Below are 17367 nucleotides of genomic sequence, written 5' to 3' on the forward strand. Positions count from 1 at the left end.
CGTAGGCTTAATGGCGTTGTTCATGGCATTGGTGCGCCGCGAGCTTAAGGCGCTATGGCGCGATCCTTGGCAACTAGCCCTTATCAGTTACATTCCGTTGCTGGGGATTTTGTGCCTGTGGTGGTTATTTAGTGCGGGTTTACCGCGGCAGTTACCCGTGGCGATTGTTGACCAAGACCATAGCCAACTCAGCCGGATGTTGACCCGTCAGCTCAAAGCCAATCCTGTGACCGATCCCCAGAGTTTTTCCGATCTCTCCTCGGCCGTCGAGGCTATGCAGCAGGCGCAGGTCTATGCGGTGGTAGTATTTCCCTATGATATGAAAAAGGATTTGCTCACCGGCCATACACCCACAATTGATGTGCGCTACAACAGCCAGTTTTTGCTGGTGGGTAAGCTGTTGTCGAGTCAAATTCAGTTGAGTCTCGGCGATGGGTTGTTGCAGGTCGCAGGCCTTAAGCAACTGATGACGGGTACACCAAAATCCCAAGTGGCGGTGAATTTAAGCCCGGTCAAAAGCCAGACCACTGCATTGTTTAATCGTAACAATAACTACATTGGCTTTTTAGTGCCGCCGGTATTGGTAGCCCTTTGGCAGTTGTTATCTATGCTGGTGATGGCTAACAGCTTAAATCGCGAGTTACACCTTAATGCCGCACAGTTAGAGGACGGGATCTCCAATCAATTGACCGAGCATTTTTGGCCTAAGGTGTTGGCTAAGATCCTGTTGTTTACGCCTATCTTGATGTTACAGGGTGGGTTTATCCTCGCTTGGTTGTATTTGTATCTGGCCCTGCCTTTTGCGGGTAGTATAGCGCTGCTACTGTTTGCCCAGTTGATCATGCTGCTGGCGGTTTGGAGTTTGGTGTTACTGGTGTTTGTGCTGATGCGTGATAGCGCGCGGGTCATCAGTTTTTGTACCGCATTATTCGCACCAGCCTTTGCCTTTATGGGGATCACTTTCCCTACCCACGAAATGCCACAACTTGCCCAGTGGTGGCGGCTCATTATGCCATCGAGCCATTATATTGAATCCCATGTGAGCGTGGTCAGTTATGGTGCTACTTGGTCAACGATGGCGCAGCAATTGAGTAGTTATTGGGGATTTATTTGCCTGCTCCCCGTGATTTATGCCTTGGCGAGCAAACTACTGCCGATAACGGTAACCCCCAATTCGGTAGCGGCTGACACCGATACATCTCTATCAGTGAAGGGGCAATAACATGAATTTATGGCAGTTAGTGCTCACTGAATTAAAGGCGATTATTAGCGATAAGGCTATCGCTGTGACCCTATTTGGCGGTGTGCTGTTTTATTCGGTGCTCTATCCCTTGCCTTATTTGCACCAAGTCCCAACAGAACAGCAGCTTATCGTGGTGGATTTAGACCATTCTTCCCTGAGTCGTCAACTTATTCGCCATGCGGATGCCAGTGCAAAAATCCAAGTGATAGGCCAAGTCGGCTCTATCTCCGAGGCGAAACGCCTTATCGAAACGGGTAAGGCGCACGGTTTATTGGTGATCCCCGAAGGATTTCGCCGCGATTTGTTGCTCGGTAAGGGCGTAACCTTAAGCTACGGCGGTGATGCCAGTTACTTCTTGATTTACTCCGCTGTGGCCGAAGGTCTTGTCAGTGCGGGGATGGATGCCGGTAAACAAATTCAATGGATTGGCATGCTGGCCCAGGGGAAAAATCCTAAGGAGGCCGAGCAGAACCTCAACTCGCTGCACTTAAATAGTGTTCCTGCGTTTAACCCAAGCCTAGGCTATACACCTTATGTCGTGCCGGGGTTATTTTTACTGATCCTGCATCAAACACTGCTGATCGGTACTGGCATTTTAGGTGCAGGCCAGTGGCGTCATCAGGGTTATTGGCAACAGGTGTCGCCACTGCAATTGGTTTGCGGTCGAATTTTAGCCTTTATGCTGATTTATACTCTGTTTACCAGCTTTTATGTGGGCTATTGCTACCACTGGTATAACGTCAGTGTTCAAGCGAGTTTTGGCCTGGTCGCACTGTGGCTATTACCGTTTTTATTGGCGACGGCGGCGGCCGGAGTCGCGATGAGCACCTTGTTTACCCGCCGCGATTTGCCGACTCAAGTATTGCTGCTCATTTCAATGCCAATTTTGTTTGTCTCCGGCTTTGTCTGGCCGATTGCCTTAATCCCTGAGCCGCTTGTGCTGGGCTCGCAGATTATCCCTGCGGTGCCCGCCATTATGGGGATGTTGGAGCTGAACCAAATGGGCGCGACGTGGGCAAGTGTACTGCCAAAGTGGTTACAGCTTTGGGGATTATTTGCGGCATTTTTTGGCCTTGCCATTTTAGGGATTAAACGCCGAGCAAATGTATTACAAACATCGATATAGGCTTTAGATTCGCTCGTTTCTTGCCTGTGTTGAGTTATTCTTCTACAGATATTGTTGCCATTGTTAGGGCGTGTTGACGTTTCAGGGGTATTTTTGCAGCTTTATGCAAGGCAAAGTCCGTGCAGTGTAGTTATTCTACACAAACGGATGATAACGCGGCAGAAAAGCCAGCCAAATGCTGCCCGAAGGGTTCGTCTGGCAAGCCCTTGCTCTTACTTTCTGTCATAAGAGCCGCTCGTCATTTGAGTAGAATAACGACACATCATTCCTCGTTTCGCGAGCACGTGCTTGCCAGAACGAACAAAATCTAATCTCGAAACGTCAACACGCCCTAATCTAGGGCACATAAAAGGCACTTAATGTGCTTATTGGGTTGTCTTCTACCCTGTTTTGGGCGAAAATGCGCGCCGAAAAAATAACCGAGGTATTCATTGCCTCGGTTATTTTCTTTTTGAATATATGGGTTTTAAACCAATAGAGGCCGGTAAACATCCGGAAATGATACGAGGTTCGCTTGAACCTACTTTACTGAGGACAATTCAATGGGGCTGTTGTTTACCGGATTTTCGGTCATTGCCGTCAATCAAGATGTTGCGTTAGTCATTCCACCGACTGCACTCGGAGGTGGTATATGAGCCAACAAAAACCGAGCTTAAAGCAAAGCCTTAATCTATGGCAAGTGGTTGTGATGGGGCTCGCTTACCTCACGCCTATGGCCGTGTTTGACACCTTCGGAATTGTCTCTGAGATCACCTCTGGCCACGTGGCCACCTCTTACTTGCTCGCATTAGCGGGTATCCTGTTTACCGCTTTTAGCTACGGTCATTTAGTGCGTAAATATCCCTATGCGGGGTCGGCTTATACCTATGCCCAAAAAACCTTTAGCCCAAATGTCGGTTTTATGGTGGGTTGGTCATCGCTACTCGATTACATGTTTATGCCGATGATCAACATGCTATTGGCCAAAATCTACCTTACTGCCATGTTCCCCAACGTGGAGCCTTGGATTTTCATCTTTGGTTTAGTCACCGTCATGACGGTACTCAACCTGAGAGGCATTGATTTAGTTGCGAATTTTAATGGCGTTATCGTATTTGCTCAGATAGCCATTATCTTAGTCTTCATCGGTTTAATGGCCCATAGCTTGTCCCTTGGCGAAGGTGAAGGGGTTATTGCCAGCGTGCGTCCATTCTATTCGGAGCAGATAACCTTAGCGCCGCTCTTTACTGGCGCGACCATTCTGTGCTTCTCCTTCTTAGGCTTCGATGGCTTAAGTTCATTGAGTGAAGAAACCAAGGACGCTAAGCGAGTGATCCCCCGCGCCATTGTACTGACAGCGCTGATTGGCGGGGTGATTTTTGTGAGCGTATCCTATTTCTTACAACTCTATTTCCCTGATATTTCTCGCTTCCAGCAGTTAGACGCTGTGCTGCCTGAGATTGCCCTGTATGTGGGCGGTAATTTATTCCAGTCTATCGTGCTGGTGGCGACAACGATTGCGGTGCTAGCATCGGGCATGGCGGCTCATGCGGGGGTGGCGCGCATCCTCTATGTGATGGGGCGCGACAATATGCTGCCCAATAAAGGTTTTGGTTATGTTCACCCTAAATGGCGTACTCCGGCATTTAACGTGATTCTGGTGGGGTTACTGGCGCTTTCGGCGGTGTCATTTGATTTAGAAATGGCCTTGGCTTTGGTCAATTTCGGCGCCTTAGTGGCTTTTACCTTCGTTAACCTGTCGGTGATAGTGCAGTTTTATATTAAAGAAAAACGTAATCAATCCCTTAAGGAACATTTGCAGTATTTCATCTTGCCCCTGTGTGGTGCGGCGACCATTGGCGTGCTGTGGATAAACCTCGAGCCTCAGTCCTTAGAACTTGGCTTAATTTGGGGAGCTGTAGGGATGTTGTATTTGGCGCTGCGCAGCCTACGTTTGCGCAAAGCAGTAGAGTTGCAGAGTTAACTAAGGTATTGACTCATAAAGTAACAGCACTGAGGTATGCTAATGTCGTTCGCTTAAGAGTGAACGACATTTTTTTACGCTGACTGGCTAGGCCATGTTGTTCGTTTGCAAAACTCGTTGATAAAATTTTCCCAGTTTTGTTGACCCATAGAAAGCAGGGTTAGAGACATTACCTTTTGCTAAATCGCGCCTAGCGCCTAAGGTAATATTCCGAAGTGCGGGGATTGGGGCGTGTTGACTTTCAGGGGTATTTTGTAGCCATATGCTGGCCAAGAGGGTGTTCTGGCAAGCTCTTACTCTTACTTTTAATCATAAGAGCCGCCCGTCATTTGAGTTGAATAACGGTGTGTTATCCCTCGCTTCGCGAGCTAGAGCTTGCTTGAACAGTAAAATGTAATCTCAAAAACTCAACACGCTAGTCTTGGATTTCGCTGCGTAAATATTTAAACAGCTCTTTTGAGGATTTAGACTCAGGACCTTTTGCCAGCTCTTTGGTTGCTTGGCGCACTAAGGTACGCAGTTTTTGTCTGTCCAACTGTGGGTAATGTTCCACTAAGGTTTGGATTTCACCGTCGCCTTGGGTGAGTAAACGCTCACGCATTTTCTCGAACATTTGCAACTTGGCGGTTTCGTTGCTGTTTTTGTTAAGCACGACCGCGAGCGACGCCTTGATAGGTTCAATATCGACGTTACGCATCAGCTTGCCGATATACTGCATATGGCGGCGATAGGCTTCGGTCTTTGGCTTAATCTTATGAGCTTGCTGAATGCTGTCGTACAAGTGCTCGTCCAGCTCGATTTTATCTAGCTGGGTTTTGCTGAGTGAGACCAGTTCCATACCGACTTTTTGAGCCGCTTCGCAGTCACGCTTATCCTCAGTTTTACTGACATAATCGTCGTTACTGTCATAGGGCTGTTTAAAATGTTCTGAATCACCAACAATCTTCATATAGATAAAACCTCAGTTAAATAACGCGCTAATAATAACATCTCCCGCCAAAATTCGCCTAGTTAAAGCGCGATTCAATCAGTAAAGCGCGCAATAAATAATGAGAATGGGATAGGTGTTTGTTATGCTAGCGGCATTGCCTATAACTAAAGAGTTGCTTTGTGTCTTTGAACAGAATCGATAGTGAATTGACCGCGCTGAAAGATGCGGTTGCTGTGGCCCTCGAATATGCGAATAAATTAGGGACAAATGCCGCTGAAGTGGCGATCAGTAAACAACAGGGATTATCGGTTTCAACCCGTTTAAAGGAAGTTGAAACGGTAGAGTTTAATAAAGATGGCGCCCTCGGTATTACGGTTTATCGCGATGGTTGCAAGGGCAGTTCATCTACCTCAGATCTCAGTCCTGAAGCCATTGCTCTTGCGGTTAAAGCGGCAGATGATATCGCCCGTTACACCTCGGCCGACCCGTTTAGCGGTTTAGCCGATAAAGCCTTAATGGCGACCGAGATCCGCGATCTTAAACTCTATTATCCTGAAGATATTTCCCCCGACGAATTAGCCCAATTGGCCATTCGCGCCGAAACCGCGGCGCTCGATGCCGATCCGCGCATCAATAACTCTGACGGCGCCAGCGCAAACGCCCATACGTCGGTTAAGGTTTATGGTAATAGCCACGGCTTCTTAAATGGTTATTGCAGCTCGCGCTATAGCTTAAGTTGCAGCGTGATCGGTGAAGATAGCGACGGCAATATGCAGCGGGATTACGATTACACTATCGCCCGTAAATTCAATGAGATGCTTTCTCCTGAATCGGTGGGGCTAAAAACCGCCGAGAAAACCGTGAGCCGTTTAGGGGCTCGTAAGATTGCCACCACCCGTTTGCCAATATTACTGGCGCCAGAGATTGCGACTGGCTTAATCGGCCATTTGATTGGTGCCATCAGTGGCGGTAGTTTGTATCGTAAATCAAGTTTCTTACTCGATGCCATTCACACCCAAATCTTCCCTGACTGGTTCAATATTGAAGAGCAGCCGCATCTATTAGGCGCACTCGCCAGTGCCAACTACGATAGCGAAGGCGTGGCGACCCAAGATAGACGCATCATCGATCGCGGCATATTAGAAACCTATTTACTAACCAGTTATTCGGCGCGCAAATTGAGCCTACCTAACACAGGTCATGCGGGCGGGATTTACAACTGGACCCTAGCGCACACTGGTCAAAGTTTTGATGAGTTAGTCAAAGGCATGGGCACGGGCTTGATTGTCACTGAAGTGATGGGCCAAGGCGTGAATATGGTGACGGGGGATTATTCCCGTGGCGCCGCCGGTTTTTACGTGGAAAATGGTGAAGTGCAGTTCCCCGTTGAAGAAATTACCATTGCTGGCAATTTGAAGGATATGTTCCGTGGGATTCAGGCGGTCAGTAAGGACTTCGATTTACGTTCGTCTATCCGCACCGGCGGGATTTTATTATCCGAGATGAAGGTCGCGGGTAACTAGCCAGCGGCATATAACGGTTCAGTCAATTGAAACACAAAAGGGCAAATGCATTAGCATTTGCCCTTTTTGATTTAACTGACCCGCCCTAAATTGCATCACCACTTGTTAGCGGCGGTAGTCATTAGAATTTGTAGCTGGCACTTAATTCAAATGAGCGACCCGAACCTGCGACTTGGCTAAAGCCACCCGTGCTATCAGCCTTAAACTCGGCAAGGTTGACACCACCCAGCGGTAGTTCGTAGTAAGTATCAAACAGGTTGTTGATTGCAAAGGTTAAACTCAGCTCTTGCCATTTAACACTGCTGCTTAGATTTAACAGCGAATAGCTGTCGGTCTCATTTTCTAAACGGCGCTCATCGACTTTATCCTTAGTCGCTACCCATTGCCATGATAGGCGGTTTTCCCAATCACCCAGTTGATGGCTAAGGGCTAACTCGGTTTGTAGCGGTTTGATTTGATAAAGTGGCTCATTGCCCTCATCACGCTCGCCGCGGGTGATATCGAGCTTACCCTGCATCTGCCATTTACCGCTGTCGGTATTGGCTAATAGGTAGACCGCACTAAACTTAGCGCCATATAAATTGGCATCTTCGTTGGTGAATTTAAGGATATTGCGTTTACCGCTGGCAAGGCCAGTACGGTTAAAGCTGCCAATCACCTCGGCATCAATATAGTCTGTCACTGCGCTATACCAAGCCGTGGTAGAGAATTGCCATTCATCGCCATTAAACTTGTAGGCCGCGCTCAGAGTATGCGCCGTTTCAGGCTTAAGATCGGGGTTGCCGACATAGCCGTTACCGTCGCCATACCAGCCGATCATTGTGGTTGCCATCACGCCGCGGCCCCAGCTGTAACGCTCATACAGGTTTGGTGCGCGGTTTTTACGGGCTAAGCCAAATTCCAATTGTTGTTTGGCCGACAATTGATAACGTGCCAGCAATGTCGCATCGATTAGGTTGTCGTCACGGCTTCTATCCATGGCATTAAAGGCTTTTGCCGCCTCGGCATCCACATTGGGCATGCCCATCATGGGCATATTGCTGTAAGCCTGCACTTCGCCCGTATCTGTGGTGACATATTCATAGCGCACCCCAGCGGATAACCACCAGAGTGGCGTGAGGTTTTGCTGCCACTCGCCATAAACTGCGGCGCGGCGGCGTTCACCGTCATTGATATTGATATAGTCATTGGGTGCCATCATAGTGCCGGGCACCGCTGGCCAAGTATCATCGAGTTGATAGTTATAAAATTCCTGACCTAGGAGTAGCGTGCTGTTATCGCCCATGGGTAGGCGCCAATGCAGTTGGTAGCTGTAATCGCTACCCTCTGTATTCATTGGCATCTTGCCGGTTTTTTCTGGGGTGAAGAAGCCCATTTCATGCTTCACACTGTGCCAGTTTAACTGGGCGCTAAATTCGCCATCGTTGTCTAAATCCCGCAGATAACGGACTAGGGCGCCATAACTCTTGTTATCCGTCATATCCATGTATTGGTTAGGAAAACCTTGGAATGGAATTGCTTGGTGCGTTAACTTAATCGCCAGTTGTTGTGTGTCATCGCGCCATGCCGCTGTTAACGCATGGTTTTGGGCGCGATAGAGGGTATCGAGTACTTTATCGCCGTGACCATCGTGGTAGCTATTGGCGTCTTCATAGGCGCCTTGATAGCTGAAACTTAGGTCCTTACTGGCAATCCCAGCCTTCGCGCCGAGTAGGAATGCATCGCTGGTGCTGCGGTATCCCGATGAGATTTCACCGCTTTCAAAGCTGAGGTTGTCGCTGTCGTTAAACTTTGGATTCAGGCTATTAACCTTAATCACCCCGGCGATATTGTCACCGCCCGCACTGACAGGGGACACGCCCGCGACCACTTCTACCGAGCTGATTTGATTAGCGGAAACGTAGGAAAGTGGTGGGTTCATTTGGTTAGCGCAGGAGGCGGTGATATCCGCACCATCGACTAACACTTTAATGCGATCGCCCATCATGCCATTAAGCACGGGCAAGGCGGAAACGCCGCCCGCTTCGGAGAAATCGACGCCTTGATCTTTCAGCAAAGCATCGGCCGAGCCTAAGGCATTACGGCCAATACTCTGTTCGCCATGGACTTGAATACGTTCAATTTGAGCCTGATTTGTCTCGTCAGCCATGGCCTGTGAGGCAACTGAAGCGCCTAATGCTAAGGTTAGCGCGCTGGCGATTGCGGAGCATTTAAAGCCGTGGGGGATAGTTGAAGCGTTTGCAGCCATCTTATTGTCTTCCATTCACTTAGATAAATTGCGCTGCATTATAAAGATCATCTAAGTGTGACAAGTGCGGCATATTGTCGCAGAGCTTATAAAGATAAAGCTGAAATAGCGGCCTGAAGTTCTCGCTAGCGCCAAGATGAGGATAAGCTAGCGCCAAGGTGAGGATATCAAGCGGCGCGGTTTAACACGCCCTTGGATTAACCGAAGTGATTGAAGTAGATACGCTGGGTTTCCCCCTCTGCATCCATGGCGGCGAGTGCTTTGGCAAATTCATAGGCCTTTGAATCTTCAGCGAGTACGCTTGGGCTGTTATTCGGACTTAAGGGAAGATCGGCGCGATAGTTAGGGTTATGTTGCCCACGAAAATGGCGGCTTTTTTTCGAAAATCCCAGATACATAGCTTGAGGTTGCTGGCAGCAATTAGGGTGTAGCTTAAATTGGCTTGTATCTCGATTTTTAAGGTAATAACTGATGGTTGCTTGATCGTAGATAAAAAAGTCCCCTTGGCCACTAATAAGGTAATCTAAGGCCTTAGGCACATTGAGTTCTGGCGGTTTACGGACCGACATGGTTTCGGATATGCCATTAAAGTCGTAGCTGCCCGGGGCAATTAATAGCGTCATACCGCTCTGTGATAACTGCTCTAATGAACCAACATTTGCCGCACCCGCTCGGCTAATTCCAATAATGCGCTCCGACAGACCGTTAGGAATAAAATAGGTAAATTGGGCACGTTCTTCACTAAAATGCAGCCCAGGATAAAAATCGATATTTCCGAGTTTGAGATCCCGTAAAATACGCAGTTTAGGTGCTCGAATTACCCGCAATTTACATCCCACTCTTTCGGCCGCGACTTGGTAAATATCGTAGTAAAACCCTTGGTTATTAGGTTCCTGTTCGATAAAGGGGCGGCGTTCACTGGTGCGATAGCCCATGCTAATAACACACTCAGAGCTTGAAAAAGCCTGCGCTAGGCTGGGGGATAGGATGAGTAATAGGCAAAGTAGGCTCAGTAATGGCCGATAAATCACTGCAAACGGCAAAATTAATCACTCCCTATCCTGTGATTACAAAGGGTAATCGTATCGCTAAATAGCGACTTAAAATGAAGGCTTGTTAGCCTAATGTATTATTTTTGTTGGATTAATCTATCATACTTTTTGATAATAAAAAGAGCGATTCTTTGCGGTTTTGCACAAACTCTGTACATCTTTTTAGATTGGTTTATAGTGTCGCCGCTGGCTGAGAATGATTAACTTGGCCCTTGACCAATATAGGATGAATTGAGGATTAATTGAGGAGTCATTATGACTAAGATAAATGTGGCAAAAGTAACAGCCCAGAGTGTGCAAGAGCATGAAAATGGTCGCGGCACCATTACAGACAATGCACTTAAGGCGCTGGTGACCAGCCCGTTATTTCGGATGCGTACCGAAAAGCCGAAAAAGGGCAAAGGGTCTTATAACCGTAAAGCAGCAAACCGAAAGGGGTATCAGCACAGGGGCGATACCCCTTTCGACTTTATGGGGATGATGTTTTAACGTTTTTGCCGCGTTAATCCTGCTCATTTAATCCCTGCTAGACTCCTCCCTCACATTGCCTTGCGATTTCCTCCTCAATCCCTTTTGTAGCACTATCTAGCCTTCACCTATTGAGAGAATTAGCCAGATTTTGCCCATAAAAAAACGAGCCACAATTGAGATTGTGGCTCGTCTTATTAAAACTTGAATGATTTGAAGGCTTAAGCCTCGACTTCATCCTCTGCATCGGCATCCACTAACTCGGCCCACAGATCGTGCTCGTCCGAGTGAGTGATCACCGCGCGGACTAACATGCCGGGTTCGAGTTCAGTTTCACCGTTGATAAATACCATGCCGTCGATTTCTGGGGCATCGGCGAAGCTGCGGCCAATCGCGCCTTCTTCGTCAACATCATCGATCAGAATATCCATAGTGCGGCCAACGAAACGCGCTAAACGCTCAGCGCTGATCTCGGCTTGGACTTCCATAAATCTGTGGTATCTGTCTTCCTTCACGTCTTCACTGATAAGTTCAGCGATGGTGTTGGCGACAGCGCCTTCCACTTCTGAGTACTTGAAGCAGCCAACGCGGTCGAGGCGCGCTTCACGCAGGAAGTCGAGCAGCATTTCGAAGTCTTCTTCGGTTTCACCTGGGAAGCCCACGATAAAGGTTGAGCGGATCACCAAATCTGGGCAGATTTCGCGCCAACGTTGGATGGCTTCTAACTGACGGTCAACACGGCCTGGGCGCTTCATCATCTTCAGGATGCGTGGGCTGGCGTGCTGCATTGGAATGTCTAAGTAAGGCAGAATTAAACCTTCGGCCATTAATGGGATCAGATCGTCAACCCATGGGTATGGGTAGATGTAGTGTAAGCGTACCCATGCGCCCATCTTGCCCAGTTGGCGAGCAAGGCTGGTGATGTCTTGCTTAACTGGCATACCGTTCCAAAAATCGGTGCGGCCGCCCTTGTCTTTACCATAGGCAGAGGTGTCTTGGCTCACCACAAGGATTTCTTGTACGCCAGCTTCAACTAAACGTTTGGCTTCATCTAATACGCTACCTGCGCCGCGGCTATCTAAATCGCCACGCAGTGCTGGGATGATGCAGAAGGTACAACGGTTGTCGCAACCTTCTGAAATTTTTAAGTAAGCGTAATGTTTAGGCGTTAACTTAACCCCAGTTTGTGGGATTAACGAGGTAAATGGGTTGTGCTCAGGTTTTGGCACGTACTTGTGAACGTGCTTTAACACGGCTTCGTAGCTGTGTGGGCCAGTAATTTCGAGCACATCTGGGTGCACTTCGCGGATTTGGTTTTCTTTAGCGCCTAAACAGCCCGTTACGATTACTTTGCCGTTTTCTTCTAAGGCTTCGCGCACCGCATCTAAGGATTCTTCAACCGCAGCGTCGATAAAACCACAGGTGTTAACGATTACCAGATCGGCATTGTCGTAGCTGTTGGTGACTTCATAGCCGTCGATGCGTAACTGGGTCAGAATGCGCTCTGAGTCCACGAGGTTTTTTGGACAACCTAAAGACACAAAACCGATGCGATTGCCTGTGGCAGCATTGCCCGTATTAACAGAGTCAGCACTGGCGGCTTCCAATGTTTTGGCAGGGGTCTCAAGCGTGGTAGTTTGCTTAGGATGAAAAGTTTCAACTGTCATGGTGTCTCGCTGATGCTGATAAAAGAGCGCCGTAAAAAGAGCGCGGATTATACCTGAAGTGATTAAAAGGTACAGTGTCTTTGGGTGAAAAGTGTACAGCTAAGAGCGCGTTTCTACCAGTTAGAGACTGACTGGCTCGTATGCGTGCTCGTATGGAAAGTCACAACTGTAGCTTGAGTGCTTGTGGAAGAGGATTTTAGCGATAGGCTGATAACTTTTGCCAATTTAAAAAGTTTTAAAAAAATTAACCCTTTTTATGTCTACCCGCGTTTATAGGGATAGTTTGTATGATTCGTTTGTATGATTCGTTTGTATGGCTAGTAGATGGCGAGTCACACTTTTAGCTGATAGCCATCGCATTAGAATCAAGGCAGTCTCGCCTTAAATGATTTAGTTGGAGTTAATAATGAAGCATTCTCTTTTAGCTGTATTAGTGGCTGGTGGTCTTTTCTCTGGTGTATTTACTGCCACCGCAGTGGCTGCCGATGTGGACTTTCCCCATATCGAAACCATGGGCGTAAGCCAAATTCAAGTCGAGCCGGATATGGCTGAGCTTAATGTCGAAGTTGCTGTCACCGAGAAAGACGCTAAGGCGGCTAAAGATAACTCGGATGCGGCGGTGGCGAAATTTATCGCCCGTTTGACGGCAGCGGGGATTACCAAGGAGCAGATCCAAAGCGCCAACTTAAATCTGCAACCCCAATATGTGTATGCGCAGGATAAAGCACCTGAGCTAACTGGTTACACCGCGAGTCGCCAAGTCACTGTGACTATTAACGATTTGGCACGTTTAAATACGATTTTAGACTCCGCCTTAGAGGAGGGGATCAACAGGGTTAATAATATCGCCCTTAAGTCGAGTAAAGAGGCCGAGTATGTGGCCAAGGCGCGCCAAGCGGCGATTGTCGATGCCAAACAAAAAGCAGAATCCTTAGCTAAGGGATTTGGGGAAAACCTAGGTAAGATTTGGCAAATTCGTTATTACGATCAACGCCCTGTGCAACCGGTGATGTTACGTATGAATGCTAAGGCCGATGCCATGGGCGCCGCCGAAAGCTATCAATATGGCCAAGTGACTATCGAAGACAGAGTCGAAGTGGTTTATAAACTCAAATAAGTCATAACGAGATGCAATGGATGAGGATTCTTTGGCTCATCCATTGCTGTTATGGGGCGCAATCGGTTAATTCTGAGTCAACATATTTACAATATTGCATGTTTTAACAGAGCAAAGGCACTAAACGCTGGCAAAATTAGCGATTTATCCCCACACTGAGAGAGGATAAGGTTATGGAGACCTATGATGGATTTTCCCTCTCGAATCAAGCAACAAACCTGTATGGACTGTTTAAGTGGTAAGTCACTCGGATTTGAAATTCGTATGGCATTTCAGCCCATTATCGATTGGCCAAATCAGCAGATTTATGGTTATGAAGCCCTAGTGCGCGGCCCAAATGGCGAAGGTGCTGCTTGGGTGTTTGAGCGTATAAACGAAAGCAATAAGTACTACTTTGATCAGGCTTGTCGGGTCAAAGCCATTGAAACCGCCGCTAAGCTTGGCCTTGATAAAATATTAAGTATCAACTTTTTACCTAATGCGGTTTATAACCCTGAAACCTGTATCCGCGCCTCGATTGAAGCGGCCGACCTCTTTGGTTTTAATATTCATAACATCATGTTTGAAGTCACTGAGGGTGAGCAAATTGTCGATAGAGCCAAATTGAGCCGTATCTTTGACAGTTACGCTAAACGGGGATTTATCACCGCCATCGACGACTTTGGCAGTGGTTTCGCTGATTTGAGTTGGTTGGAGTTTTTGCGCCCTCAGGTATTAAAACTCGATATGGAGTTGATCAGAGATATCCATTTAGACAAACAAAAACAGTTTGTTATCGATGAAGTGCTCGGGATTTGTCGCACGCTTAACACTCAGGTGTTGGCCGAAGGGGTCGAGAGTAAAGCGGAGTTAGACTATCTTGTTGGCCGTGGTATTCATTATTTTCAAGGTTACTACTTCGCCAAACCCCAACTCGAGTATTTAACTACCTTTGACGCCTTAGATTGTAATGCTGCGCTGTAGCATTGTTTTATTGAATTAATGTGCTCCAAGTGCCTTGCACTCAGATTGGTTGTGGAATTGTGTGTATCGGTTCTGGGCTAACTGATATATCATGCGCCACCCTTAATTGCCCATACCTTCTCTTCGCTGCTATGTCTTCTAACGCGCTTTATACCGATCTATCCGGTTATTACGATTTAATGTGCTCCGATATTAACTATCAACAACAGAGTGCGAGCATCCATCGATTGCATCAGTTCTTAGGGAATAATGGTAAACAACACCTTGATTTAGCCTGTGGCACTGGCCCACATGTACGGCATTTTATCGACCTTGGTTATCAGTGTAGTGGCCTAGATATTAATCAGCCGATGCTCGATATGGCCATGCGTCGTTGCCCTGAGGCCCAGTTTAATCTGCAAGATATGACCGCCTTTTATCTTGAGCAGCCAGTGGATTTAATTACCTGTTTTTTATATTCCATCCATTACAGTGCGGACATAGAGCGCCTTAAAAGTTGTATCGCCAGTGTGCACAGTGCCCTGAATGACGGCGGGATATTTTGTTTTAACTCGGTTGATAAGCACCGCATCGATAACCGCTTATCGATTAAGCATTTTGCCGAGTTTGAGGGGCATCATTTTGCCTTTGAATCTGGCTGGCATTACAGTGGTCAAGGCGAAAACCAGTCGTTAAATCTAAGCATTGCAAAGCGTCAGCAGCCTTTTACTCAACTCACTGATTTCGAAGCTGATGCCGATACATCTGCGCATCAAACTGAGTTATGGCAAGACCAACACACTATGGTCGCCACCAGTTTTGCAGAGCTGCAAGCGTTACTCGCGCCATATTTTGAAGTGCATATCTTTGAACACGATTATGAAAAAATCGTCCCATGGGATTTAAGCTCAGGTAATGCGCTGTTTGTCTGTGTGAAGATTTAACCTTGGGTTGAAGGTGTGACAACTTGGGATGTTAGCCCTTACGTTCGTGCTCGAACATGAAAGTGCTTAAGTTTCATCAGTCGTGTTAGAAAGCTAAATCAAAGTCAACGTCAACGTCAACGTCGTGGGGCTTCACCCCACACCCGACCAAGGAGGACTGCTCGTCCTATCCTCCTTGGATTCTCCAAGACGCCCCTAACGGAGTTGAAAGCCCCTTGGGCATTAAGCGTTCTTATGCTATCGCGTCAGACGCTCGTCCCTGATTCGACTGACGCTATCTCGGCATCCATGCCTCGCTCACGCAACGACCGCAAATGCCCTGCGGCAACTCCGAGGGGATGGTGAACTCCTGTGGCATTGGTGTCGGCTGTGAATCCCAAAAGAGTTATGCCTGTCCCATCTTTTTATTGGTGTTGGCAGTTAAACACCAAAAATTTGTGCCAGTCCTTTCTTCCGTGTTCTATCTGTCGGTCGAAAGTGAGCGTAAAAAATGAGAAAGCTAAAACAATATCAAGTGATTAGCTATCAAACTGTATAAAAAACGCTACCGCAAAAAAGTAAATTCCTATAGCATCATTTATACCAATTGACATGGATGTGGCAGCGGCCAAATCCAACAAGCGATTTATGGCCTGTAAACAGCGCAGCGCATAAATACTAAGAAGTTAGCTTTACAAGAAGAAAAGACCTTATGGAAGAACCAAAAGTATTTATCTCATATAGCTGGACAGATCAGTCACATCAAGAGTTAGTAAAGCATTGGGCTGATCGGCTTGTTGCCGATGGTGTCGATGTCATTTTGGATATCTATGATTTAAAAGAAGGTGATGACAAGTACGCGTTTATGGAGAGCATGGTAACTGACCCTAAAGTTACGCATGTATTAGTTATATGCGACCGAGCGTATGCAGAAAAGGCTGATGCTAGGAAAGCCGGTGTTGGTACTGAGTCGCAAATTATTTCTGGCGAAGTTTATGCAAAAGTAAAGCAATCAAAATTTATTCCCATCGTGTGTGAGTTTGGTGACGACGGCGAGCCATTCTTACCCACATTTATGAAGGCAAGGATGTGGGTAAACTTTTCAAGCTCAGAGGCAGAAAATGAAAATTGGGAGCAATTGGTTCGCCTTCTTTATGGAAAACCTCAGCATGTAAAGCCGAAAAAGGGAAAAGCTCCAGCTTTCATTACAAACGAAATGCCGATACCTACGAGTGAAGCATTTGCAAAGTTCAATTCTCTGAAACAAGCAGTCTTACAAGACAAAAGAGGAATAAAGCATTACAGGCGCGATTTTATTGAATCCTGCATTTCCTATGCTGATGACTTGCGGGTAAGGGAGCGCCCGGATGTTGCGTCTATGGGTGAGAAGGTAGTAGAAGATTGCGGCAAACTAAAGGCAATACGAGATCACATCTGCGAATGGGTTTTGTTGGAGAGTGAGGTCTGTAATGAAGCGGAGTTCTCTGAGGCGTTAGTGGAGGTTCTTGAAAAACTGAGAGAGTTAAAATCTAGGCCGCCGGAGGTAAGTAGTTGGAGTGATTCATGGTTTGAGGCTCACTCGATTTTTGTTTACGAAACGTTCCTATATATAGTTGCCGCCTTACTAAAATCTGGTGCCTATGGTGTCTTGCATGAGGTTTTTACTTCTCATTACTTGAGGCCATCTTCAGATAACTATGGAGGCGAGAAATTTGAAAAATTTGATTGTTTCTACGGTTACTCAGAGACGCTGCAAATATTGGCTTCAGAAGGGCGAAAGCTTCATGCTCCTGCCGCTGAATTGGTGAAGCGTCAAGCAGATCGTGAGGATATTCCTTTTGCAGAAATTATGCAGGCAGAACTGCTGACTCTCTTAATGTCCTTTATTACACCAGAAACTCGTTGGTATCCACAGACTCTACATTATTCCTCTTACAGCAAGGGGTATCCGTTCTTTATTAGGGCGGCACAGCATAAGAACTTTAACAAACTTTCTATCATCACCGGCATAACTTCTGCGGATGAGCTGAGAGAAAAAGTTAAGGAAGGTCATCAGCGACTGGGAACGGATGGGTGGTATAACTTTCATTTTGAAAGGAATTTTTGGTCGTCCATGAACATGGATCAACTTGACACACTGAAATGAGCTAACAAGGCGTTGCAC

The 17367-nt window shown here is 47.1% G+C and carries 13 protein-coding genes; 9 read left to right on the plus strand and 4 right to left on the minus strand.

Going from position 1 to position 17367, the window contains the following annotated elements; all coding sequences use genetic code 11:
* The first annotated feature begins 10 nt into the window (after nucleotides 1-10).
* The 3 genes from HG547_RS19700 to HG547_RS19710 all read left to right on the plus strand — a co-directional run bounded on the left by HG547_RS19700 (nucleotide 11) and on the right by HG547_RS19710 (nucleotide 4332).
* Complete coding sequence (locus tag HG547_RS19700) at nucleotides 11-1222, plus strand: ABC transporter permease (RefSeq protein WP_169548804.1); 1212 nt, start codon at nucleotides 11-13, stop codon at nucleotides 1220-1222.
* 1 nt (nucleotide 1223) lies between these two features.
* The gene (locus tag HG547_RS19705; RefSeq protein ID WP_169548785.1) at nucleotides 1224-2369 is read left to right on the plus strand and encodes an ABC transporter permease; all 1146 of its coding nucleotides are present in this window, start codon (nucleotides 1224-1226) and stop codon (nucleotides 2367-2369) included.
* Between the two features lie 631 nt (nucleotides 2370-3000).
* A complete protein-coding gene (locus HG547_RS19710; protein ID WP_169548786.1) occupies nucleotides 3001-4332 on the plus strand; it encodes an APC family permease in 1332 nt (443 codons plus the stop codon).
* A 415-nt stretch (nucleotides 4333-4747) separates the two neighbouring features.
* Here the strand turns inward: HG547_RS19710 and yjgA are convergent, their stop codons facing one another.
* The gene (gene yjgA / locus HG547_RS19715) at nucleotides 4748-5281 is read right to left on the minus strand and encodes a ribosome biogenesis factor YjgA (RefSeq protein ID WP_037422477.1); all 534 of its coding nucleotides are present in this window, start codon (nucleotides 5279-5281) and stop codon (nucleotides 4748-4750) included.
* Nucleotides 5282-5442: 161 nt separating this feature from the next.
* Between yjgA and pmbA the strand changes: the two genes are divergently transcribed.
* Nucleotides 5443-6786, plus strand: coding sequence for a metalloprotease PmbA (gene pmbA, locus HG547_RS19720; RefSeq protein ID WP_169548787.1), 1344 nt, complete (start codon nucleotides 5443-5445; stop codon nucleotides 6784-6786).
* Between the two features lie 121 nt (nucleotides 6787-6907).
* Here pmbA and HG547_RS19725 read toward each other — a convergent pair whose 3' ends face one another.
* Together HG547_RS19725 and HG547_RS19730 are read right to left on the minus strand one after the other, a co-directional pair.
* The gene (locus HG547_RS19725; RefSeq protein ID WP_248278772.1) at nucleotides 6908-9034 is read right to left on the minus strand and encodes a TonB-dependent receptor; all 2127 of its coding nucleotides are present in this window, start codon (nucleotides 9032-9034) and stop codon (nucleotides 6908-6910) included.
* 197 nt (nucleotides 9035-9231) lie between these two features.
* Nucleotides 9232-10077, minus strand: a complete 846-nt coding sequence (locus HG547_RS19730; RefSeq protein ID WP_037422483.1) for a transporter substrate-binding domain-containing protein — start codon at nucleotides 10075-10077, stop codon at nucleotides 9232-9234.
* Nucleotides 10078-10341: 264 nt separating this feature from the next.
* On the opposite strand from HG547_RS19730, the gene HG547_RS19735 reads away from it, so the two are divergent.
* Nucleotides 10342-10575, plus strand: coding sequence for a ribosome alternative rescue factor ArfA (locus tag HG547_RS19735; RefSeq protein ID WP_088586631.1), 234 nt, complete (start codon nucleotides 10342-10344; stop codon nucleotides 10573-10575).
* A 200-nt stretch (nucleotides 10576-10775) separates the two neighbouring features.
* On the opposite strand, the gene rimO is transcribed toward HG547_RS19735, so the two are convergent.
* Nucleotides 10776-12221: a 30S ribosomal protein S12 methylthiotransferase RimO gene (gene rimO, locus HG547_RS19740; RefSeq protein ID WP_037422487.1), complete on the minus strand. Its 1446-nt coding sequence runs from the start codon at nucleotides 12219-12221 to the stop codon at nucleotides 10776-10778.
* Between the two features lie 406 nt (nucleotides 12222-12627).
* Between rimO and HG547_RS19745 the strand changes: the two genes are divergently transcribed.
* The 4 genes from HG547_RS19745 to HG547_RS19760 all read left to right on the plus strand — a co-directional run bounded on the left by HG547_RS19745 (nucleotide 12628) and on the right by HG547_RS19760 (nucleotide 17349).
* Complete coding sequence (locus tag HG547_RS19745; RefSeq protein WP_037422489.1) at nucleotides 12628-13338, plus strand: oxidative stress defense protein; 711 nt, start codon at nucleotides 12628-12630, stop codon at nucleotides 13336-13338.
* A gap of 186 nt (nucleotides 13339-13524) precedes the next feature.
* On the plus strand, nucleotides 13525-14301 hold the full coding sequence (locus HG547_RS19750) for an EAL domain-containing protein (RefSeq protein WP_169548805.1): 777 nt from the start codon (nucleotides 13525-13527) through the stop codon (nucleotides 14299-14301).
* Between the two features lie 131 nt (nucleotides 14302-14432).
* Complete coding sequence (locus HG547_RS19755; protein WP_169548789.1) at nucleotides 14433-15224, plus strand: class I SAM-dependent methyltransferase; 792 nt, start codon at nucleotides 14433-14435, stop codon at nucleotides 15222-15224.
* Between the two features lie 691 nt (nucleotides 15225-15915).
* Nucleotides 15916-17349 (plus strand): toll/interleukin-1 receptor domain-containing protein, encoded by a 1434-nt coding sequence (locus HG547_RS19760; protein WP_169548790.1) that lies wholly within the window; start codon nucleotides 15916-15918, stop codon nucleotides 17347-17349.
* Nucleotides 17350-17367 lie beyond the last annotated feature (18 nt).

This window comes from Shewanella sp. DNRA4 (assembly GCF_012843185.1).
In the GTDB taxonomy this organism is placed as follows: domain Bacteria; phylum Pseudomonadota; class Gammaproteobacteria; order Enterobacterales; family Shewanellaceae; genus Shewanella; species Shewanella xiamenensis.